At 41.8% G+C, this 21,916-nt stretch carries 21 protein-coding genes and 2 tRNA genes; 4 read left to right on the top strand and 19 right to left on the bottom strand.

Annotated features, from left to right (window positions below):
• Window positions 1-503: 503 nt before the first annotated feature.
• Window positions 504-575 (bottom strand) — tRNA-Ala (locus DYY65_RS00180).
• 1,259 nt (window positions 576-1,834) lie between these two features.
• Between DYY65_RS00180 and DYY65_RS00170 the strand changes: the two genes are divergently transcribed.
• A complete protein-coding gene (locus DYY65_RS00170; RefSeq protein WP_162475988.1) occupies window positions 1,835-2,062 on the top strand; it encodes a hypothetical protein in 228 nt (75 codons plus the stop codon).
• A 146-nt stretch (window positions 2,063-2,208) separates the two neighbouring features.
• On the opposite strand, the gene DYY65_RS00165 is transcribed toward DYY65_RS00170, so the two are convergent.
• From DYY65_RS00165 to DYY65_RS00100, 14 genes are all read right to left on the bottom strand, one after another.
• On the bottom strand, window positions 2,209-3,669 hold the full coding sequence (locus DYY65_RS00165; protein WP_162475987.1) for an NAD(P)/FAD-dependent oxidoreductase: 1,461 nt from the start codon (window positions 3,667-3,669) through the stop codon (window positions 2,209-2,211).
• A gap of 1,416 nt (window positions 3,670-5,085) precedes the next feature.
• Window positions 5,086-5,182, bottom strand: a tRNA-Ser gene (locus DYY65_RS00160).
• A 46-nt stretch (window positions 5,183-5,228) separates the two neighbouring features.
• Window positions 5,229-5,399, bottom strand: a complete 171-nt coding sequence (locus DYY65_RS00155) for a hypothetical protein (protein ID WP_162475986.1) — start codon at window positions 5,397-5,399, stop codon at window positions 5,229-5,231.
• Window positions 5,400-5,619: 220 nt separating this feature from the next.
• Window positions 5,620-6,642: an RNA-guided pseudouridylation complex pseudouridine synthase subunit Cbf5 gene (locus tag DYY65_RS00150; RefSeq protein ID WP_162475985.1), complete on the bottom strand. Its 1,023-nt coding sequence runs from the start codon at window positions 6,640-6,642 to the stop codon at window positions 5,620-5,622.
• A 9-nt stretch (window positions 6,643-6,651) separates the two neighbouring features.
• Window positions 6,652-7,200, bottom strand: coding sequence for a cytidylate kinase family protein (locus DYY65_RS00145; RefSeq protein WP_370519243.1), 549 nt, complete (start codon window positions 7,198-7,200; stop codon window positions 6,652-6,654).
• Between the two features lie 30 nt (window positions 7,201-7,230).
• On the bottom strand, window positions 7,231-7,839 hold the full coding sequence (locus tag DYY65_RS00140; RefSeq protein ID WP_162475984.1) for an EMC3/TMCO1 family protein: 609 nt from the start codon (window positions 7,837-7,839) through the stop codon (window positions 7,231-7,233).
• Window positions 7,836-8,435 carry an adenylate kinase gene (locus DYY65_RS00135; protein WP_162475983.1) on the bottom strand — a complete coding sequence of 200 codons (600 nt, stop codon included), beginning with the start codon at window positions 8,433-8,435 and terminating at the stop codon, window positions 7,836-7,838. Before DYY65_RS00135 ends, DYY65_RS00140 begins: the two co-directional genes overlap by 4 nt.
• Window positions 8,422-9,855, bottom strand: a complete 1,434-nt coding sequence (gene secY / locus DYY65_RS00130; RefSeq protein WP_162475982.1) for a preprotein translocase subunit SecY — start codon at window positions 9,853-9,855, stop codon at window positions 8,422-8,424. The genes DYY65_RS00135 and secY overlap by 14 nt, the downstream gene beginning before the upstream one ends.
• Window positions 9,836-10,279, bottom strand: coding sequence for an uL15 family ribosomal protein (locus DYY65_RS00125; protein WP_162475981.1), 444 nt, complete (start codon window positions 10,277-10,279; stop codon window positions 9,836-9,838). Before DYY65_RS00125 ends, secY begins: the two co-directional genes overlap by 20 nt.
• Before the next feature lie 73 nt (window positions 10,280-10,352).
• A complete protein-coding gene (locus DYY65_RS00120) occupies window positions 10,353-10,811 on the bottom strand; it encodes an uL30 family ribosomal protein (RefSeq protein WP_162475980.1) in 459 nt (152 codons plus the stop codon).
• 6 nt (window positions 10,812-10,817) lie between these two features.
• Window positions 10,818-11,438, bottom strand: a complete 621-nt coding sequence (locus DYY65_RS00115) for a 30S ribosomal protein S5 (protein ID WP_162475979.1) — start codon at window positions 11,436-11,438, stop codon at window positions 10,818-10,820.
• Window positions 11,439-11,465: 27 nt separating this feature from the next.
• Window positions 11,466-12,077, bottom strand: coding sequence for a 50S ribosomal protein L18 (locus DYY65_RS00110; protein WP_162475978.1), 612 nt, complete (start codon window positions 12,075-12,077; stop codon window positions 11,466-11,468).
• Window positions 12,078-12,154: 77 nt separating this feature from the next.
• Window positions 12,155-12,895, bottom strand: coding sequence for a nickel pincer cofactor biosynthesis protein LarB (larB, locus tag DYY65_RS00105; RefSeq protein ID WP_370519242.1), 741 nt, complete (start codon window positions 12,893-12,895; stop codon window positions 12,155-12,157).
• 93 nt (window positions 12,896-12,988) lie between these two features.
• Window positions 12,989-13,912: a malate dehydrogenase gene (locus DYY65_RS00100; RefSeq protein WP_162475976.1), complete on the bottom strand. Its 924-nt coding sequence runs from the start codon at window positions 13,910-13,912 to the stop codon at window positions 12,989-12,991.
• Window positions 13,913-14,015: 103 nt separating this feature from the next.
• On the opposite strand from DYY65_RS00100, the gene larC reads away from it, so the two are divergent.
• The 3 genes from larC to DYY65_RS00085 are packed head-to-tail and all read left to right on the top strand — an operon-like array spanning window position 14,016 to window position 17,267.
• Window positions 14,016-15,260, top strand: a complete 1,245-nt coding sequence (gene larC / locus DYY65_RS00095; RefSeq protein WP_162475975.1) for a nickel pincer cofactor biosynthesis protein LarC — start codon at window positions 14,016-14,018, stop codon at window positions 15,258-15,260.
• 3 nt (window positions 15,261-15,263) lie between these two features.
• Complete coding sequence (gene larE, locus DYY65_RS00090) at window positions 15,264-16,073, top strand: ATP-dependent sacrificial sulfur transferase LarE (protein ID WP_162475974.1); 810 nt, start codon at window positions 15,264-15,266, stop codon at window positions 16,071-16,073.
• 6 nt (window positions 16,074-16,079) lie between these two features.
• Window positions 16,080-17,267, top strand: a complete 1,188-nt coding sequence (locus DYY65_RS00085; protein WP_236561557.1) for a cysteine desulfurase family protein — start codon at window positions 16,080-16,082, stop codon at window positions 17,265-17,267.
• Window positions 17,268-17,449: 182 nt separating this feature from the next.
• Here the strand turns inward: DYY65_RS00085 and DYY65_RS00080 are convergent, their stop codons facing one another.
• The 4 genes from DYY65_RS00080 to DYY65_RS00065 form a co-directional block, all read right to left on the bottom strand.
• Window positions 17,450-17,959, bottom strand: a complete 510-nt coding sequence (locus DYY65_RS00080) for an acetyl-CoA carboxylase biotin carboxyl carrier protein subunit (RefSeq protein ID WP_162475972.1) — start codon at window positions 17,957-17,959, stop codon at window positions 17,450-17,452.
• Window positions 17,949-19,463, bottom strand: coding sequence for an acetyl-CoA carboxylase biotin carboxylase subunit (locus DYY65_RS00075; RefSeq protein ID WP_162475971.1), 1,515 nt, complete (start codon window positions 19,461-19,463; stop codon window positions 17,949-17,951). Before DYY65_RS00075 ends, DYY65_RS00080 begins: the two co-directional genes overlap by 11 nt.
• Before the next feature lie 25 nt (window positions 19,464-19,488).
• Window positions 19,489-21,030 (bottom strand): acyl-CoA carboxylase subunit beta, encoded by a 1,542-nt coding sequence (locus DYY65_RS00070; RefSeq protein WP_162475970.1) that lies wholly within the window; start codon window positions 21,028-21,030, stop codon window positions 19,489-19,491.
• 120 nt (window positions 21,031-21,150) lie between these two features.
• Complete coding sequence (locus tag DYY65_RS00065) at window positions 21,151-21,363, bottom strand: hypothetical protein (RefSeq protein ID WP_162475969.1); 213 nt, start codon at window positions 21,361-21,363, stop codon at window positions 21,151-21,153.
• Window positions 21,364-21,916: the final 553 nt, after the last annotated feature.

The following is a 21,916-nucleotide window of genomic DNA, read 5'->3' as shown; positions in this document are numbered from 1 at the left end:
GTGTATACTATAACTGCTCATTATCAAACGTGGGAAGCTTCATGTCCAATCACCTTTTTAGATAGATTTTGGTATTCTAACATATAACTCACTTGGGTTTGCCGTCGCACTTGAATTCTGTATCCAACTAGTGTCCCTGAAGGGATAACTTTTCACATCTATTTTAATTTTATAGTCTGGCAAAGTTCATGCACGAGTTGTACCTTTTTGGCGCTAGCAATATTGTTGATCCAATCGGAAGTATAAATAGCCAGATTTACTAATGGACTTAATTTATATAAATTATAGTTATCCAGGCTGAATTTACGAAGCAAAGCGTAAATTTAATATCATTTGACTGCAGTTCCATATTAAACACAGTCTTTTTCAGTTTAACCCATAACATGTCGTAACAGGAGCCAAAACCACTGTGTAGCAACGGTGTCAAAAGTACGACAAATAAGAAGTTTATTTAACATTCTTACTTCTAGAGCTTTATCCTTTTCATTGAAGGTGACCTATGATGGACTGAGTGGGATTTGAACCCACGACCTTGCACTTGCGAAGCGCACATTCTACCCCTGAACTATCAGCCCCATACAAATTACGTTTCAAACTACTATAAATTCTCTATTGCCAATTACTACATGTTTACTATTAGGGTATACATCTGAGAAATAACGCTTTTATTTAACCGAAAACTTGAGGTACGCTTGCACGATGGAACGCCAAATAAGCCTAAATAGGTAAACTTATACCAAACAGCATATTTTCTAATTGAGCTGTCAACTGGTTATATAGTTTTTATGAAATGCTAGTTCTAGATTAGAAGACTTATGCCATTTAACCATGCTAAACATCATTAAGCTGGTCCAAACTATTATGGAAAATAACGATGAATGTAGAAACATTTATCGTGCGTAGTTATACCTAGCTGCGAGGATTTAATCGGTAGCCTGATTAGAAGCCAAATGATCTCCAAAAATAGGGAAACTGATACGCAAGCTCCTTGCAGCCTCGCTATAGCTCATCGATCGGATATTTTGTCATACATCCGCTGCATTCATAGATTTCCTTGCCGACCGGTCCACTCACTAAGAACTTGACAATGGTACTGCACTTTGGACACCGCCCTTGAGTGCTTCGAGTTTTACGTTGTGGTCTTATTATCGTTTTTCTTTTTCTGCCACCCATGCCTAATTGTCTGTTTGATACCCTTAATAGGTTTATAAATCTCAGCAATCGTGTGTAGAGCATTATTAGCAGGCCCGATGTAGGAATAAGGTTTGGCCTAGAACACAGATGATGACATGTCGGATTTGTAACTTTGAATATTTGTGATAATGTTGGAAATGTATGTCTCAAATCGAACCAGAGCCAATTCGAATTTTGTATTTGAACAGTCTTACTCGATTCCTAAAGGTAAAACTTGCTTTGCAGTTGTCCAACCCGAGTAACCTGCTTGCGACATGGTAGATGGAATCGGTGAGACGAGAGGCTAATTTGTGCCATAACGTACTTCGCGACAACAAGAGCGCTTGGTCCTCTGTCTTCTTTTGTTCCCAAACCGGAGCTACCTCTCGGACTTGTGCCTAGAGTAAGTTGGGCTAGACAGTCTGGGAGGAAATCCTGGTTTGGGTTCAGTTTAGAAGCTGAGATTAGGCTTCGGTATCGAGCGCAAATTGTTTAGCTGGTCTGCCGATTCTATAAATTGAAGTTGTTCCATTTTTTTTCTTACACAAAACATAAATCATTATTGTCAAATAATTTTGTCTACTCGTATTATCTTCATCAATTCTTTTATAATTTTAACTACAGGAGCGCAGATACAAAAATTGACCGAAGGTGAGATTTCGTGGACTGTTTGGACTGGCGAGAACTAACTAAGGCAAGAAAAGTAGTAACTAGTGATGCAAGCCCTTGTGGAATTGCGATTGCAGAGTTTCGCGACAGCATAGTTATAATTGATCATGGTGCAAAATTTCGTGAATACATTATTCCCAAATCGAAGGTTGAAAGGTATGATGGAAGGGATGTATATCTGAGTATTCCCCACTGCATGCTTTCCTCCTTTGACTTTTAATAATTTGCAATTTGTGATTATTGTTCATTTACATTTGAGTGTACCTGGTTGAACTTGGAGCTTGTTCTAGAAAAACGGCTATACGCCGTCTATGGGCCAGCACCACACGTATTGAGGGCTATGTCGGTTCCTATCAAATGAGCTCTCTAATTACGAAATTTTGTGAAAGAGTCATTTAATATGTTATGGAGCCTTATTTGCCACTGAGGGAATTGCTTGGGATCGACGGGATAATTGCGATAATGCTCGACTAATTGCTCATTAGCTATTGCTGTTTGTTTAAGATTTTCGGCAAGTTTTCTGTTTAGCGCACCTCGAATTAGCATCCCCACTTTATTTACAGTGCTAAATTCTGGATGTTCGCCATTCGTTATTTTGTCAACATCCATTTTTGATAGGAAATGTTTCATACCATAATCGATTTGGTCGTTAGTCAGCCCTTGTAGCAAACGCCGAAATACCTCCAAGCCAGCAGTCTTATAGCCATACTCGTTAACATAATCCTTATTGTACTCCCACAAACCCTCCTCTGTAGTGTCTTTTGCTTCTAGCGCTGCTACCGCGTTTTTACCTGCAATTGTTGCGGCAATAATTGCAGGACCAATCCCTCCTGCATCTAGAGGCTTAGGCATCCACGCTGCATCTCCTACAATCATGTAACCATTTGCTACCATGCAGTCGTTTTGCCTTCTGACTGAGACAGACCATGTTCCCCAACCGTTCCCATCGTCAACCTCTCCTATGGCAAGCCTGGCATTGCTAATGGCGGGATTACAGCTTACATAATCATCTATGAGCATTTTAAGATTATTCTTAAGTCCTAAAGCTTTATTTCTATTATCAAGGGCTTTGGGCTGTACGCCGACACCTACATTGACCTTACCTTTACCTTTTGGAAAAACCCATCCATAGCCGCCCGGAGCTAGATGCTGATCCAAATGAATAATGCAATAATCTGGATGGAAATATGACTCATCGTTCCTTCCAATGTCGAAATCGTAGATATACCTGCCGGTCGCCTCCAGGTCGTCTCTGTCTATCCTCTTCTCAATATAAGACTTGATATTGAGGTTCGTCCTGAGGACTGAAGTCACACCAGTACAATCGATAACCAGCCTTGCACTCTTTTTGAAAATAGATTTATTCGCTAGGTCTTCACCTTGGATTCCTATTACATTTCCGTCGTCGTATAATAAGCCACGAATGGCTATCAGATCGGCCACAAGGACTCCTCTCTTTGTTGCTTCTTTCAACTGCTTCTGAGGCAGCAGCTTCCGGTTAAGCATGTATCCTTCACCATCAAACGAAACTGAGGTCTTATGATCTGGCGAATATGCTATTACCCCTTTTACGGGGTGCTCAATTTCGGGGTAGCTCCAGTTAATTCCGAGACGATTCGACATATAATCAACACTTTTTTTCCCTACCGCGTCGCCGCATATCCAACCTGTCACAGTCTTTCTCCCAAGATTAGACAAAAGGTTTCTATCTACAACTAGAATCTTAAGTGACCCTTTTGAATAATGAGCAGCAGAAGATGCGACTATCATGCCTGCGAGTCCACCTCCTGCCACTATAATATCATAATCCCGTGTGCCTGACGACATCGTCTGACCATCGCGAAAGAAGTTTGTACTCTATTTAAACTTAAGTACTAAGTGACCTAAGGCCAATTCAACCTTGAGACTGAAGTATAAGAAATCAGTTGTCAAGATCTCAATGTATCATAGCGACTAGTATGATCTCGTTCAGTGATATGAGGACTGCTCAAATTAGAGCAGTTTTGAAAGTAGAGCCCAGACGAGGCTCGAATAAAAACCGTTCGTCAACATAGCAAAGGTAACTGAAATACTGGGAAGACTTTTGGAACATATCTCAATCCATAACTTGTTTTAATTGGAATTTACAAATTACTCTCTAATTTGTGAATAAACAAGGGTTTTGACACGATCTAATAAATTTCAACCAGTCCCGCTTCATTACTAAAGAAGTCCCAGTCCCTCTAGTGCCAGTTGCCTTTGTACAGCTCAAAGGTTTATTGCCTACTTCAATTCAATAGAAAGGAACTACTGTCGAGCTACTTCAAATGTTAGAGACCAATTGCCCGACCTTACAACGACGTATTAGAATTGCACAGAATCGCTTTTGGTTACAAATTTTCCGCACTTTCAATTAAGTTCGCGCTCGGGGCAAGTGGAATTTAGTCTACTAACCAGTGTGCTTCGGAGACATGAGGAAATGCACAAGCTTTCTAGTTCGAACATTCACGTTGCTTAGCTTTGGAGGATTCTGCCATTGATCCACTATCTGGACTCCAAACCGGGTGAGGTAGGAGGTCACAAACAATGCCTCAAGTGGTGTTCTCAATTTCATTCGATTTATTTTTTCCCTTACAAAAAGCGACTAGAGAGTAATTTGATTCGTCGCACCAGACTTCTGTTCCATCCACATCAATCTAACTTACATTTTACTTCTGATATTGATGGCTGGTCGTGAATCATGATAACGAGATTTTTGGTGGCTTGGGAGCGACTTTATCCCTCAGGTGAAGTGCAGGTTAATCCTTTTGTAGGAACTGATTTATCTGGAGTCTAGAGCAATCTGAGAATTACGAAAAAACTATTTGGATCCTATTGCGAGTGGTAGTATACTTGTGGGATGGATCGTAAGAGCGGTTGCCATGTACTGGTATCAAGACAACCTTGGATATCTTCTCCTGTTTGCTGTGACTTAAGAAGGAAAGGAGTCAAATTATTCATTTCACTTTACTCATTTTGGTGTCCAACCAAACAATCCGAAAGAATGCTAGCATTGGCAGGATTCAATACGATTGTCTTAAATTTTTTTGTATAACTTCATTCATGTTCTATTATTGAGTCAATCGATCCTTCTAATCTTTCTATGGCATCGACCACTTTACTGTCGCTTAATTCTAGTTTCGTGGTGAGGCCCTACATTGTCTTTGCAACTAAAAAAAGAATGTTGGAAAACCGTAAAAAATGAGGAAACACACTCAAATAAAGCGCCGGGAGAGGGATTTGAACCCTCGGGACCCTTGCGGATCACAAGCTTGCTGTAAGAGTTCCAGGCTTGCGCCCTCCCAGGCTAGGCGACCCCGGCATAACAGCCCTTCGTAAGTCAGTGAAATATATTAACTATTCAACAGCTAGATCTGTTCTAGTCCAACATCAACATCCAAACCCATATTTGAAATCAGGTGCTTGGAGATCTTCGAATGGCCTTCATTCTCCTCATGATCCTCTACGTCAGATCTAAAGACGAAGCTACTCCCGCATTCCCTGCATATCCAAATTACTTTTAGATCATCACTATTCAAGGCCTGCTAACTCAATAGAAACCTATCGAATATAAGAAGTAAGAAACTCCTTCATATCCTTTTATTTGAAATTATGTTCCAAATCAATTAGCACAATTTTCTTGTGGTATAATCTTAGCAGCTAATTGAACTTCACCTCGAATATCAAGACGAATTATAGAGATTTGCATTCTAAGTAACCCGCCTAGATTACAAATGGACTCAACTAGTAAACAAAAATCTATGAGGATGTTTTTTCGACATACCTATTGCTAGAGCGCCATGCTCTTGGGTAAGTATTTGGCTTTAGAATTATTCTTCTTATTTGAAAAGCAATTCCGGAATCCTTCTCTTTGATCTCATCTACAGACATCACGGATTCAGCTAATCCTATAATCTCTCCTTTCATAGTATATATTCCAACCAATTGATTTGGGGTCAAGTCTTTGGGAGCTGCAACTATCCCGGGGACGGCAAGCTGGGCCCCGTGACAAAGTGCGTCGACAGCCGTATCCCTAACTACTACTCCTGGTAAGCCCTCGAGACAACTTTCGATAGGTCTTACAAGCCGCCTGAGCTTATTATCCTCCTTCTTCTCTTTATATAAAAGAAAACCGTCTGCTAGGTCATGAAGCCTGATGAACTCATCTCTGACCTCTGAGAGGTTGCTCACACGAGTTCTTCTGAGCTCTATCATTGTGGCACCTCCACCAAGCACTTCCCCTAAATCATAAATCGCCTTCCTGATGTAAGTACCAGACTGGCAAAGGATCCTGAGCAGTACTAGACGGTCACATTGTTCCAATTGTTGGAATTCATAAATTGAGCGGACGCGAGTGGCTCGCTTTACTGAGGAACGCTGGGGTGGTCGTTGGAATATTTCTCCTGTGAATTCTCGAATGATTGCTTGCAAAGCATTTTCATCTACCTTGGCATGCATACGCGCAAGTGCATAGTACTCCTTCGGACCCAAAAGCAAAACCGATAGCGCCTTGGTCCCTTCTCCCAACCCAACGGGAAGAAGACCAGTAGTACCAGGATCTAGAGTCCCGCTATGCCCTGCGGTTCTGATCCCTAAGATCTTCTTTATCCAGGCAACTATTTCGTGACTTGAAGGTCCTGCCGGTTTATCGACCGGTATCAACCCGTATTCAAGTAGCACCTCTACAGGCCTTCTATCCGGATAGTAGCCATAAGCTTCATCCGTAATATCATCGTCTATCTTTAGGAGATCACGAAGCTGAGGAATATTTAAGCCAGACATCTTCTCACGTCATGGGATCAAAATGTGTCCGACGATCTTCTTAGTTAGATCAATCAGAATTTGTAAGTCTAGAAGATCTGTGTTCAGGATAAAATCAAAAACCGAGAGGTCATCTCCAAATCCGATATTGTAGAGTTTCCAATAGATCCTCTTGTTATCGTTATCTCTTTGCCGCACGATCTTTTCGGCGTCGAAGACATTTATGCCATCCCTATTAGCCATCCTTTTGGCTCTGCTATGCTCGGAGCCCCGCAGCCAAATCTTTACTGCAGAATCTGTCAGCCATGGCAAAGTATAACTTGTAATAACCACATTTCCTGAAACTGCCATTTCAATCAACCTTCGATCTACTTCCTTATCGAAATACAGGTTACTCTGTCTTTCTAGCATGAATTTATTAGCCTCTTCGCTATCCCACCAATCTTTGCCGGCTACGTTAAATCCTTTTTCGCTTGCCAAATCCTTCAAAATATCCCCTCCATTGAAAATTGAGAGCCCAAATTCTTTTGCAAGCTGTTCTGCAACTGTGGTTTTTCCAACTGCCGGCCAGCCGGAAATTATGATGCTTCGCTTTCTCGCTATTGCACATCAGTTCCCCGTCAAACTAGGCATAGTTGTCTTTGTAACTTTCGAGATGATTCCGCTAAAAGCAAAGGAGGTTATAAGAAACCATCCCCATAAAAAGACCTCTCCAGGCATGAGACAAGGGCCCTTGTGAGTGCCGGTATTATCAATCTGACTATCTGACAATACTTGCGATGTGCTGCACATAATCCAAGGCACTTGGATCGGAGAAATAGCTGTAGTCGCACCGAATATTGCCGGAAAAACAAAGATCCAAAGCATAAACGATGGGATCATGTAAAGCAACATAGGACGCATTTGCTGTTGCTGCATCTCCATACTCATTTTGTTTACATACGCTTGTTTTTTTTTCAGCTCTTCAATTCTTGGCCTGTCTTGCTTCTTGATCGCTGCAGTATATTGCTTGCGCCACTCGTTCGTCTCTCTCATAACTTGACCCATTTTTTCAAAGTCTGTGGTCTTCTTTCTAAGCATGGCAATCGCAATATTCAAGCCAATTGATATAAGTGAAGCGACGATCATCGCTGTAACCATGTCGTGGAAGAAAGGATGCTTAGTGTAATGAGGAGCAAGTCCAGGCAACTGCATTAGCAGTTGATCTATTGTATTCATATTTTCCCGGAATTTCCCAATAGACAGCTAGCTAATGAAGCCGCTGCCTTATCAATTTCATTATTATTATTCATAATCGAAATGAAAGAACAACCTGATACTAACGAGCAACATGCAATCATAGTCTTTGAAATCTCTAATTCGTCTCTGATGTCCATCTCTTGACGGATATCTCTATCACGACTCTTGTCTTGTGTTCTGCGTTCAAGGATATCTGCAGGGTCGGCCGAGATCATTATTATATTCGTTGGTTTGATGGTGTCAAGAAGATCCAATGGAAGCCCAGGATAGTAGCCCTCCTCCGTACTTATTAAAAGATGAGTATCAATAATTATGAGATCTTCTTTCATGGCCGCAATTCTGCCCGCAGCTCTTTGCTGTAAACGACGTTGCTCATCAACAGAGAGCCTCCTCATTTGATCTCGATTGGTAAGATGTAACTCTCGTGATTCTTCTAACATCAAGCTCCCAAAAATGACAACAGTAGACTCACAATCTCTCTTTTTTAAGAGCTCAACTGCTTTGGAAATTAAAGTAGTTTTTCCGACCCCTGGTAAGCCGACTATTATAACTCTCCTAGTGCTATTTTCTACCAAGAAGTGTCGCCAGCTTAGGCATATGTACGTCAACTTGTTCTTTAATCAACAAATTATAATAATTGACTAAAATGTCGACCATTAATAGGATCCCTATGCCGGAGCCAAAGACGTTGAGAACATTAGAAGCAGATGCTAAGAGGCCAATAATAATCGATCCTATAATCGTCACTGATGGGATATATTTGTGTAGAAGTATCTGTACAGAACCCTCCGCTCTTCTAAAGCCAGGTACTTGAACGTCAGCATCAAGTAAATTCTTTGCCGCAGATTTGGCAGAAAGGCCACCAAGCTCCACCCACAGTCTCCCAAATATGGTTATAATCGTGGTCATGAAAATAACATACACAACGGCTCTAACAGGGTCTTGTGCCGCAGTGTCTAAACTCTGTGGAGAAGTCGTATAATAAAGGAGTCCTCCGGTTGGTGTCTGTGGCCTGCCTGGATCAAACTGCGCTAAATAGTTGAAAACAGGATTATCATTTTGAGGGTTATAATTTGCCCATAGCATCTGGCCCATGAAAACTGCATTAGCCAGCAGCGCCGAGGATAAGATCACAGGTATATTAGAAGTGTAAAGTAGCTTTATAGGGTATACCGCTGTGAAGCCTCGATATTTGGTCGATACTATTGGTATATCTATATGTATACCCTGCACATACACTAAAATCAGCAGCACTATTGCCGTCACAATTAGACCAAAGATACTTGGTAGCTGGCCTGATCTAAAGAAGGAGTCGGCGAAATGACCGTTTGCAGCTGAATGAATCATATACGGAACAATACCAACTGGACCGTCTTGAGCTGGTACCGGACTAAATATGCTCCAAAGAATTCCCTGTGCTACTCCAGCCATAATAAAGAGGCTTATGCCTGAACCTAGTCCCCAGCCTTTTTGAACCATCTCATCCAGGAACATGACTATTACGCTAGCCCCAATTAGCTGACCGACCAATATAGGAACAAACAGAGGACTAGCAACTAAATGACCATATACGCTAGTGCCGTATAGCGTGCCCTCTGCAATTATGACCACTATAGTAACAATTTTCGTAGCGGAAGTAAAAAGAGATCTATCATCCGGATTTTTGAAGTTAAGTTTGACTAATTCTGATCCCTTCAACAACTGCATCAATAACCCGGCAGTGACGATTGGGCCTATACCCAGTTCTAGTAAGGTACCCTGCTGGGCCGCAAAAATAACTCTAGCAAAAGCGAGGAAGTCGAATTTGGGATCACTGGTCACACCGTAAAGTGGTATCTGACCCATAATCAGATATGCGAAAAGAGCAATACCGCTCCATACGAATTTCTCTGTTAGCGTTATCTTCTTCTTAGGTTTCTCTACCTGAGGAATATAGGCAGAGATCTTTTTTATGACGCGTCTGAAAATACTCTCATCATTCTGTATTGTGCTCATGCCACGCTAACACCTCACCACCGGCTGCTTCTACCTTTTGCTTTGCCGTGCCAGATACCTTTCCTATATGCAACGTCACTCTACCTCTGATTTTCCCGCCTCCAAGTAATTTATCATATCCTAACGAGCTCAGATCCAAACTTGGCATTGTATCATTTTCCCTAATGACACCATGATGTTCCATAAGGCCATCCACATCTCGTACGTTTAGCCACTTGCTTACATGTGGTCGACCTGAAGAATAAAATGAATCATGTCCAAAGTGATTTGGCTCTTGGATTACTGTGCGGATCCAGTAATGCTTGTGTTTGCCAGCCGCCCCAACTCCACCTCGGCTACCGGATTGACGATGTTGTCCTATCTGACCCCATCCACAGTATCGCGTCCCCCTTTGTCTTCTACTTTTTCTAAATCGAGTAGCCATAATTAATAATGCATCTCTTTGTTTGAATGCGAACTATTTTCATCCTAATACCTTACTTAAGTCTTGCTCTGCTTCATAGCATTTTCCTGACGATATCAATCAGGACTTTATCTTCACCAAGCACTCCACCTTCCTTGTATTGTGTCTTTGTCTTTCGTTTAAAGCCCCCTCTAGGAGGGTGTAGAGGAAACCAAGGTTTCAAGCCTGGTATATCCGACATTGATAGCCTATTTTCAGATATTGCCAAAGCTAGTGGCTCTATGCTATCAAATCCATGAGGGAGATCAAAATCTGACTCGTGATTTTGACCAGGCTTTCGGGCTCGCTTTTGTAATAATTCCACAATAATCGTTGGATCGGCAATAGTCCACGCAACAATATTCTTTACCTTTCTCAACATTCCTAAAGACTGCGCATTTTCTGGTAATAGAGTTGCTCGATATTTTTTGGTAAGGTTGAGATATCGTAATGTAGCAGTGGCAAATGACGGAACGTTAACCGTTCCTCTAATTCTCACTACGAGGTAAGCCATCTTATATCATCCTGTGACGTATGTCTTACGAAGAGCAGCGAAGATCGCTTTAGTGGTAGATGACATCGTATTGGTTGAACCAAATGATTTAGTCCATGCATCCTTTAGACCGGCTAACTTAAGGAGCGACTTAATGTTTTCACCAGCGACTAGACTCAGACCCCTGGGACCAGGAATTATTTCAACTCCCACACTTCCTCCTTTTCCCCTAACTCTAAAGGGAATGGAATGGAGTTGGTTACACCTACATTCCCAACTTCCGCAGCCAAGTTTCACAGGTATAACGTTAAGATGAGCGGCCATGGTGGCTTTATCAATGGATATCCTCATTTGAGAAGCTTTTCCTTTCCCGATTCCAAACCATCCAGCTTCGTTTCCAACTGCTACCAAGGCGTTAAATCTCGTCATCTCCCCAGCATCAGTTTGCTTTTGAACTATGCCGACGTGGACAACCTGACTTTTAATCTCAGGTAAGAGGTGTTTGACGATCTCTGGTTCCTGAATCCTCATTCCATTTTCAAATATTTCGTCCATTGTACTAATTTTGCCTTCTGAGACCATCTTCCCTAACGTCGTACGAGGCTGCCACTCAACTTGATGTTCCTGCTGCCGCGAATATCTACTCATGCCTAGATTCGAGCTCCTGTCATCTTCTCAACCAACATTTTCAGTATTATTGCTCGCTACCTGGTTGTCTGTGGGTCCGGTATTTCTCATTTTGGATTTAATCTCCTCAAAGTGATCAGGATAATTCTCTGGTGTCCAACCATTCTTCAAAATGTTCGAGAACTGCACATTATATTTATCCGTATCTTTCTTCAATAATTCCGCATACCGCGCGATGTGCGATCCTCTAATTCGCTCGGCATCGGGTAACGACGACTCTGAGATGGGTATAGTGACACCTGCATCAACAATTCCTTTTAGACAAGCGGCGATTCCAGAAGTGTAAGATTTTCTACCAGTGTAAAGTATCAGATGGTCTACACCTTTTTCGAGGGATTTAATACCTAAAAGATACCCTGTAAGATAACACGCTGGAAGGTTATTCATAGAGCCTTTCCACCCGTATTTCATGAGCTGTCTACTTTGAACTGAGGTCACAACCCTATCACCGTTTAAAGACGCGTTTAAGACTTGAGCCATGACGTTTTGGTTGCTTACAGTAATTGATACGAAGGATCGTCGTCCAAGTAATAAAGCCGCCCTTTTTCTATAGTTAGTCCTATTTTGTCGGTTCCTCCTAAGCACAGCATGATAAACCATAAACTACATTCCTCTTCGTTCTGACGGACGGACTGCGTGATGCACTTATAAACGTTTTAGCAATGGTGTGTTCTCTATTAAATCTTAATTTTATTTGAATTAGAAGCCATTCTATTAGCAATAAGAGCAGCAAATGCCCCAGCACCGATACCATTATCTATATTAAAGACAGCTAGTCCGATTGCGCAGCTCTGAAGCATACAAGAAAGGGCCGCAAGTCCGGCAGAACCAAAACCGTATCCTACCGAGGTAGGGACACCAACTACTGGCACATTAACCATGGCTGACACAACGGATGCTAGAGCACCTTCCATCCCTGCAACAACTACTATGGCATCTACGCTAGCAGCGATCATTTCTTTCAATGCAGGAAACAGTCTGTGGATTCCAGCAATTCCAACGTCATAGCGTACGATGGCAGAACAGCCCATCGCTTCAGCTATTAGGCGAGCCTCTTCGGCTACAGCCATATCAGAAGTCCCAGCGGATATAATCCCAATTTTTCCGCCTGAAGATCGCTTCTTCACAAAACCCGTCCTGGCCAAAATCGTCGTACTATTTTTTCCAATCTCCACTCGATTTCTACGACGCTTCAGAGCCCTACAGATAGTCGATAGATCCTCTCTCCTGATTCGGCTGACAACAACAGCGCTATTCATTTTAAGTGCAGAGAGAACAATCTTTACTATATCTCGCGACGTTTTCCCTTCGCCTAGGACTACCTCAGGTATGCCCCTTCTTAATTCCCGTTTCAAATCCAAGTTAGCAAGGTTTTGTCCAACTTGTTCTATAGAATGAATTGAAATTTCTTTTTGCACTTCAGAGATTGAAATCTGACCATGTAAATATTGCGTTAAAATAGTCCCCAAATCCATCCGTTTGTTGAAATTTAGCCCTATCGAAATAAAAATCTAGGCCATAAGCGGTCTCACCGATCTAATCGCTTCTTGAACGTTCCTCACACCTTTTAGAAACAACTCCTGTTCGGCAGGGTTGAGTGGCAGGTCGATTATTTTCTGTATTCCATTCCTACCTATCACAGCTGGAACTCCTATACAAACATCTTTGACACCGTATTCTCCTTCCAGGAACGCAGATACAGGTATTAGCGAATTCTTATTTTTGATTATCGCTTCTATCATTTTTGCAACTGCATTGCCCGGCGCGTGAATCGTCGCCCCCTTTAGGGATATAACTTCAGCAGCCACACTACGTGTCTTTTCAAATATACTTGATTGAGTGGAGCGATCCACGAATTGTTCAAGGGGTATTCCTCCTATTGAGCAAAATCTCACCAATGGAAGCATATTCTCGCCATGCTCGCCGATTACGATCGCTTGGATAGAGCTACGTGATATCCCTACACTCGAATGAACGAAGCTCTTAAATCTCGACAAGTCTAGGAGCCCACCCATTCCGATAACTCGAGAATTCGGCAGACCTGATGCCTTTAAAGCTAGATAGGTCATAGGATCCAGAGGGTTAGTGACTACGATTAAAGTCGAGTCTTTAGCATGACTAGCAATCTTCTTTGAGACGTCGTTCACAATAGCAGCATTCGTATTCAATAGGTCCATTCTGGTCATCCCCGGCTTTCTTCCTAAACCTGCAACTAGTACAATTATATCTGATTTGCCAATATCAGCATAATTACTGCTTCCACGTACTAGTCTATCTATACCCATTTCTGATAATTGATGATTAATGTCCATCGCCTCACCTTGGGGCAGTCCCTGAATGACGTCTAACAATAATATGTCATCGAGATCGTTTACAGCACAGTTCAAGGCGATCGAAGCACCGACTCTTCCTGATCCAATCACAGTAATGGCCATTCCTAAATAGAGTAGGGTATGTGGTTAAAAGTTTTTAGCCGCGGTAAAAATTCTACTGCACGCAAAGCAAGCGATATAAGGACAATATCGCCACTGTGAGCTCGTGCCAAGGATCGCAGTAATCGACTCTCAAACTTCTGGAATCTCAGGTGATATGCTTTTAGCCAGTTTAGTCGATTTGGGTTTAAACCAAACTAAGATCAAAGATGCCATATTCGATTGTCAAAATTTTTTAGCGGGGAGTAGAATAAGGAATGTTGACTTCTTTAAAACTACTTCCCATGGCTTCGCAGCGACTTCTCTTAAGTTAGAATACACAGATGACTTAAACCACCGCCAGGGCATTGAGATGTATCGGTCATTAACTAAGTGTTGTGATTACCTAGGTTTAGATCAGAGAGCCAAAATCTTCGCCTTGGAAACCCTGAAAACCATAATCGCAGCTGAAGCAAGAGTACATGGAATAGAGCCTGACCAGGTGCATCTCGATGAAACCTCAAGCATAGATACTTTTGTAGACCTGATCGGTTGCGCTCTAGCGTTGCAAGATTTGAAGCTACTTGGTACTAAATTCGTATCTACTAGGATAGCCATCGGAGGAGGCACAGTAACTTTCTCGCATGGTACTGTCTACAATCCCACTAGTGCTATTCTGGAAATATTCAAAGGAAGGCAATTCATGCTCTTTGGCGGTCAAGCTGAAGCAGAAATGACCACGCCGACAGGCGCTGCACTCCTAGCCAACCTTGCGACTGAGAGTGTTTATCATTATCCAAACTTCATGCCTACCATGGTAGGTTACGGCGCTGGACAGAAAATATTCGATCATCCGAATATTTTAAGGATAGTAGTAGGAGAAACACCGCTCTTAAATAAATTACAAACTGACTCTGTCTGCCTTGTGGAGACTGTGGTAGATGACATTTCGGGAGAGGTTATTGGAAATTTGATTGAACGGCTGTCCTCTGGAATGGTAAAGGACATTATTGTTATACCAGGCATAACAAAAAAAAATAGGCCCTCTAACCTGATTAGAATTATATGTGATCATTCTAAATTGAACAGCATAGTGACATGTCTTTTCATGGAAACAGGTACACTAGGAGCCAGTATTCAAGATATCAGCAGGGTTTCTAGTCCTAGGAGTATCGTTACCATGATGGTGAGGGTTTCTGGGTTAGATTTCCGAATCCGAGTCAAGATTACAAAAGGATCAGACTCCAAGTTAGTAAGTTTCAAGCCTGAGTTCGATGACGTAAAGCAAGTTGCTCAGCAGACTGGCCTGTCGGTCAAAAAGGCTTTGGAATTAATTTCCTCAGATATAGCCGTCAAAATAAGTGGTATATAATAAATGACCTACAACGATTGCTCTCAGGAGCTAGTCCAGTGGTTTTCAAGTAACGGCAGGAAAGTGGTAGTTGCGCTGTCAGGAGGAGTTGATAGCGCCGTGGTTGCGTGTGCGGCTAAAATAGCTCTCAACGATAACGCTACTGCGGTCACAGCGAACTATAAAACCTTATCTAAGGAAGAACTCTCATCCGCAATAACCCTTGCAAAAGAGATAGGAATTAGCCACAAGATGATTGAGTACGATGAAGTATCAAATCCCAAATTCGCAAAGAATGACGAATTAAGATGTTATCATTGTCGCACTGAGCTGGGATCGAGACTAATCCGGGAGGCGGCCATATTAAACGCCGACCTCATCGTCGACGGTACTCACATAGATGATGTATCAGATATTAGACCAGGTATTAGGGCATTAAGGGAATATAACGTAAGAAGTCCATTGGCCGAATTAGGAATTTCAAAAACCCAAGTTAGAACATTAGCTCGAGCCTTTAAACTGTCGATTCACGATAAACCTTCAAATTCCTGTCTTGCTTCACGTATTGAAAAGGGCTCGATAGTTACTTATGAAAAACTCGAACGAATTGAGAAGGCTGAGAGTATCGTAAAGAAATTGTTTTGTGTCCGACAGGTCCGAGTCCGGGATCACGGAGATATCGCAAGAGTTGAAGTTCCAAGTGAGGATCTCTCCAAGTTATTTGATGCCACCAAACTGGGTACCATGGATACTCTTTTGCAAAACCTTGGGTTCAGATATATCACACTTGACGCAAGAGGTTATCGTACCGGTAGTATGAATCCGGCTTCTTAATAAAAAATGGATAATATGAATAAGCCAATTTATCTTGATAACGCTGCCTCGACTCCTTTATTGGATGAGGTCACCACTGAAATATTACCATACCTCAAATGGCTTTATGGTAATCCTTCCTCTTTACACAGGCTTGGAAGAGAATCATTTCAAGCTGTCGAGAAAGCAAGAAGTCGCGTCGCCTCGTTGATAGGAGCCAAAAAGAAGGAAATAGTTTTCACATCAGGAGGAACTGAAGCGAACAATCTTGCTATTAAAGGGATATCGAGCCGGCTAAAAAGGTTAGATCCGAAAAGAAATTGCGTAATCGCAAGTTCAATTGAACATGAATCCGTTTTAGGGGCTGTAAGAGACCTTGAAGAAAATGGATTCAATGTGCTCCTCGTTCCAACCACCATAAATGGTCGAATCGAACCCGAGAACTTGAAAAAGACGATCCCTTCAGACGGAGTCGCATTAGTTAGTATAATGCTATCGAATAATGAAGTTGGTACTATACAACCTGTCAAAGAACTGGCGGCAATAACCCATCAGTATGGGGGTCTTTTTCACACAGACGCAGTCCAAGCTATTGGAAAAATACCAGTTGACGTTAAACTGCTGGACGTTGACCTCCTTTCAATGTCTTCTCATAAAATTCATGGACCTAAAGGTGTTGGAGCTCTGTATTTGAAAGAAGGATTGATGCTGGATCCTATTGTAAGCGGTGGTGGGCAGGAATCAGATTTTAGATCTGGAACGGAAAATGTACATGGCATTATTGGTTTCGCCAAAGCTTGCGAAATTACGTCCTCTAGACTGGAAGAACACAGAGCATCGTTAGTTGCACTTAGAGATTATCTGATTTTCCACGTCCTGGATAAGATCCCAGACTCTCGTGTGAATTGTTCTACAGAGGAGAGAATTCCCAATATTGCCCACTTTACATTCACGGGGGTTCAAGGAGAAGATCTTGTGACCCAATTGGATGAGCATGGAATCGCAGCTTCAACTGGTTCAGCATGTTCTTCAAAACATCAAAAACCATCGCATGTCTTGAAGGCAATGGGATTTTCGTACGCGGAACTAACTGGATCGCTCCGTCTAAGCATTAGCATTCTTAATACCAAAGGGGAAATAGATCGGGTTATTCCCATTTTAGCAGACATCATAGCAGAGCTCCGAACCCATTCTCCATTTGATAAGAGCAAGTAGAGCTAAATTATTAATTTACAATCTCATTGATATTTCGCCTTATGTTTGATATTTAGGCGTAGCCCTATTTAAGTGGATTTTAAGTCGATGTCTTAGGTGGCCCATGTCCAAATAAATTAAGCATCTGTACAGATAATAATTCTGATTCGATTGGCACATTGTAACCAAATCATAGGTATTGATCATTCGATAACTGAGATCACATCATTTCTGCTGACCGTAGCACCCTTTTTCACCAATATATCCCTAATGATTCCATCTTTGTGTGACTTAACAGCAACCTGCATCTTCATAGACTCCAGAATGACTATAGAGTCGCCAGTTTTGACTGATGTCCCTATGCTTGCTACTATATTAACAACTCTACCAGGAATTTGACTTGTCAGGTTATTGTTTTCTGTCGTCACTTTTGAAGATGAAGTATCACGAATCAACTCATCCAACTTGAAGTGTTTTCTCAATGTAATTGGTACTCCATCAAGAACAATCATTATCCCTGAACTAGTAGAGCTTATCTTCTTGACATAATGAAAGGAATTTTCAAAGAAAAATTCAATTTCGTCAGCGCTCGACTTGACTAATCGAACCTCGTAACTTTTCTGATTTATTCTGAGGAGAATAGATCCGTCCCCCAAAGCATGGATGATTTCTCCGTTTATTTCCTGTTTAGTTTCTCCTATTTTAAATTCCAAAAGAATTCCTTCCGATATTTTTCCAACCACGTGTCCTTGCGTTTCTCATATCTTGGACTACTTCTGGGTTCCTGCGATCCACATCTGATTGCAAGAGTACCGCTGCTACTGCTGCAGGTGTGTTTCTTTTCACCTTCTCAATGTGCTCTTTCTCCATTATATCAAGTATTTTAAGCCTGTCGAGATAATCGGTAGACAGATCTCCTCGTATGAAATCAGCATTATTCATTATAGTTTCATGCAAGGGGATGGTCGTGTTTATTCCTTCAGCTTCAAACTCTCTGAGTGCATTTTTCATCCTTGCACGAGCTTCTTGATAATCCCTGCCCCACACGATTACCTTAGCTACTAGAGAATCATAATAGCCGGATACAGAACATCCCGAAAAAAGATAGCTATCGACTCTAATTCCTGGCCCGTGAGGTAGGTTACACCGGCCGACCGTGCCGATAGAGGGTGCAAAATCATTGAATGGGTCTTCGGCATTTATTCTGCATTCAATGGCATATCCATGCAGCTTTAGGTCCTCTTGGTCAAAGGAAATTTCTTGTCCTTGAGCAATTGCGATTTGAAGTTTTACGAGATCTAAGCCGGTAATAACCTCTGTTACCGGATGCTCGACTTGCAGTCTAGAATTGATCTCGATGAAATAAAAGTTACCATCTTTATCTCGCAAGAATTCCACGGTACCTGCGTTCAGATAATCAACTGCTTCTCCTGCTCTAACTGCTATCTCTCCCATTCTTTTTCTAATTTCAGCGTTAACAACTGGAGATGGGGCCATCTCAATCAATTTCTGATGCCTTCTCTGAACCGAGCATTCACGTTCGAATAGATGTCTAGTATTTCCATTTGAATCTCGAACAATCTGAAATTCTATATGCCTAATGCCCTCAAGACTTTTCTCTACGTACAACGACGCCTTTCCGAATGCGGCCTTCGATTCAGCAGCAGCCATCTCAAATTCCTGCCTCAATTGATTTTCATTCCTTGCTAGCCTGATCCCTCTCCCACCTCCACCGAATGCTGACTTCAATAGGACAGGGTAGCCTATATCATGAGCTACGCGTTCTGCTAAGTCAACATCATCGATGACTCCTTCGCTTCCTGGGATGACAGGAACATTTGCTTTCTTCATTAATTCCTTGCATTTCATCTTGTCGCCGGTCATGGTCATAGCCTTTCCTCTCGGCCCTATGAAGACTATACCCTTTTTCTCGCAAGCGTCCGCAAAGGTGTCGTTCTCAGATAGAAAACCATAACCGGGATGAATCGCGTCTGCTCCAGCAGCGGTCGCTGTCTCGATAATCTTCTTCACATTAAGATAGCTTTCCGAAGCAGCGGCTGGGCCAATATGGTAAGCTTCATCGGCATTTCTTACATGGGCAGAGCGTATGTCTTCATCTGAATAAATAGCAATGCTCTTAATACCCAGCTCCCTATTGGCCCTGATAATTCTAAGGGCAATCTCGCCCCTGTTTGCAATTAGAACGCTTGAAATCATTTGAGCCAATAATCCCACCACTTGATTACAAATTTATGTTTCCATGTTTTCTTACCGGTCTAGACTCTCGCTTGTTAGAAAATGCTACTAGCGCATGAATTATCATTGGCCGTGTTTCCATTGGATCTATCACTGCGTCAATAATGCCTTTTTCTGCAGCAATGTAAGGATTGGCAAATTTATCGCGAAAATCCTTTACCAATTTTCTTTTAGTTGCTGCAGCATCAGGTGAATGTTTTAGATCTCTTCTGTGTATAATTGTTATAGCTGCTTCCGGACCGAGAACTGCAATCTCAGCAGTGGGCCATGCATAATTTACATCGGTTCCTAAATTCTTGCTCCCCATTGCAATGTACGCTCCCCCATAGGCTTTTCCAATTATGCAAGTAATTTTGGGAACAGTTGCTTCACAATAGGCATACAGAAGCTTACTACCATGTCTTATAATCCCGTTACTTTCTTGATCAGTACCTGGCAAATATCCGGGAGTATCAACGAGTGTTACAATAGGGATGTTGAATGAATCGCAAAATCTAATGAACCTAGCTGCTTTAGACGATGAATTAATATCCAACGCTCCTGCCAGGTACATCGGCTGATTGGCAACAATTCCCACAGACCTTCCAGCCATTCTGGCAAACCCGACAATGATATTTTCTGCAAATAATTCATGGATTTCAAAAAATTCCCCTCTATCAGCTATCAACTTTATAATTTGCTTCATGTCATACTGCTCATAAGGATTTTCAGGCAGGATACTTAGTAGCTTCGGATCAACCCTGTTTATGTCATCAGACGTCTCTACAAATGGCGCTTCTTCACTATTATTCTGAGGCAAGAAGGACAACAGTGTACGGATCTTATCAATGCAGTCGTATTCATTTTTGGCAACAAAATGTGCGACCCCCGATTTGGTTGCGTGAGTTTTTGCGCCTCCCAAATCTTCGAATGATACATCTTGACTTAAGACTTCCTTCACTACCTCTGGCCCCGTCACGAACATTTGCCCAACTTTTTCTACCATTATCACAAAATCAGTCATAGCAGGAGAGTAGACAGCTCCTCCTGCACAAGGACCTATACTTGCGGTAATTTGTGGAATAACACCAGAGGCCATCATATTCTTAAAAAATATTCCTCCGTACCCGTCCAGGCTCATAACTCCCTCCTGAATCCTGGCACCTCCTGAGTCTATTATTCCTAAAATCGGAGCACCGCAATCCATTGCATGTTCCATTATTTTTGAAATTTTCCTTCCAGCCATTTCTCCCAATGACCCTCCCAAAACGGTAAAATCATAAGCATAAATGAAGACCTGGCGTCCGTTCACAAGGCCGAACCCAGTAACGACCCCGTCACCGTAATATTTCTTCTCATTTGCGTCTTCACTCCTATGTGTTACATATTTATCAATTTCAACAAAAGTATTCGGATCTAAGAGAATTTCTATACGCTCTCTTGCTGTCAATTTGCCTTTGGAGTGCTGCGCATCGATCTTTTCCTGGCCTCCTCCTCCTTCGGCTAGCTTTTTAAGTTGATATAGCTTTTTGATTTTTTCTTCGTGCATTTAGAAGTGAATTTACTGGTAGTACTCGATATATAAATTCATTACAACATTTTCCGTATTGACTCCCTATTAATAGGATATCAGGTAACATATGCGTTGCTCAACCCGACGCGTGGAAGATCACTCTCTCAGTCCAGCTCGTCCACCCTTAGCCCTACGAAAGTAGTTCATTCCCAAGTTATAGTTTTCGAATACGGCTTGCAAAGCTTCGATCTCCCCCACCAGAGTTTGGATCTTAAAGGCATGGGTTTGTGGGTTTTTTTTTAGTGATTCTAACTCCAGACTTTTTTCTACAAGCAACTTTGCAATGTCTCGTTCATAGTCACTTGACATTCATTGGGTTTTGGGTGGTTCCGATTTTATTCTTTACTATTTGATGAATGGCATTGAAGCGCACCCAAATATGTGATTGATTTTTGAGCGAGAGAATTGTCTTTTATCTGTTATCTTAGCTAAAAATAAATGCAATTGATTCGTAACCCTATGGCCGTTACGCTCATTTTATATGGAGTACAGCTTATATCAAATCTTACTGACACGACCGAAAGTGAATAGTTAATACCCAGTTTTCTTCTAGATTAACAAACGTACATAGTTCCCCGCTGAATGTTAGCAATAGACCTATGGTGATTGGATATCATTTATGGATAGCCCATTGTGATTGGTACATACAAGTATAGACAATTTGGAAGAGGTTAGGCGTGAATTCGCTTCGTTATTCAAGGAAATACCTGACTCAATACGAAGCGTACATAGTTCGTAAATTACCACATTCAGATATTTAGGAGCTTTGTTAGGCAAGCTAACTTAGATTTCATTGTTTTAAACATTAATAGAGCCCCAATAAAGATACAAACCTTGCATGCTAACTCGGACAGAAATATCT

This window comes from Nitrososphaera sp. AFS (assembly GCF_009898475.1).
In the GTDB taxonomy this organism is placed as follows: Archaea; Thermoproteota; Nitrososphaeria; order Nitrososphaerales; family Nitrososphaeraceae; genus Nitrosopolaris.
The sequence above is the reverse complement of the archived record's forward strand: the minus strand, read 5'-3'. Positions and strand labels throughout refer to the sequence as shown.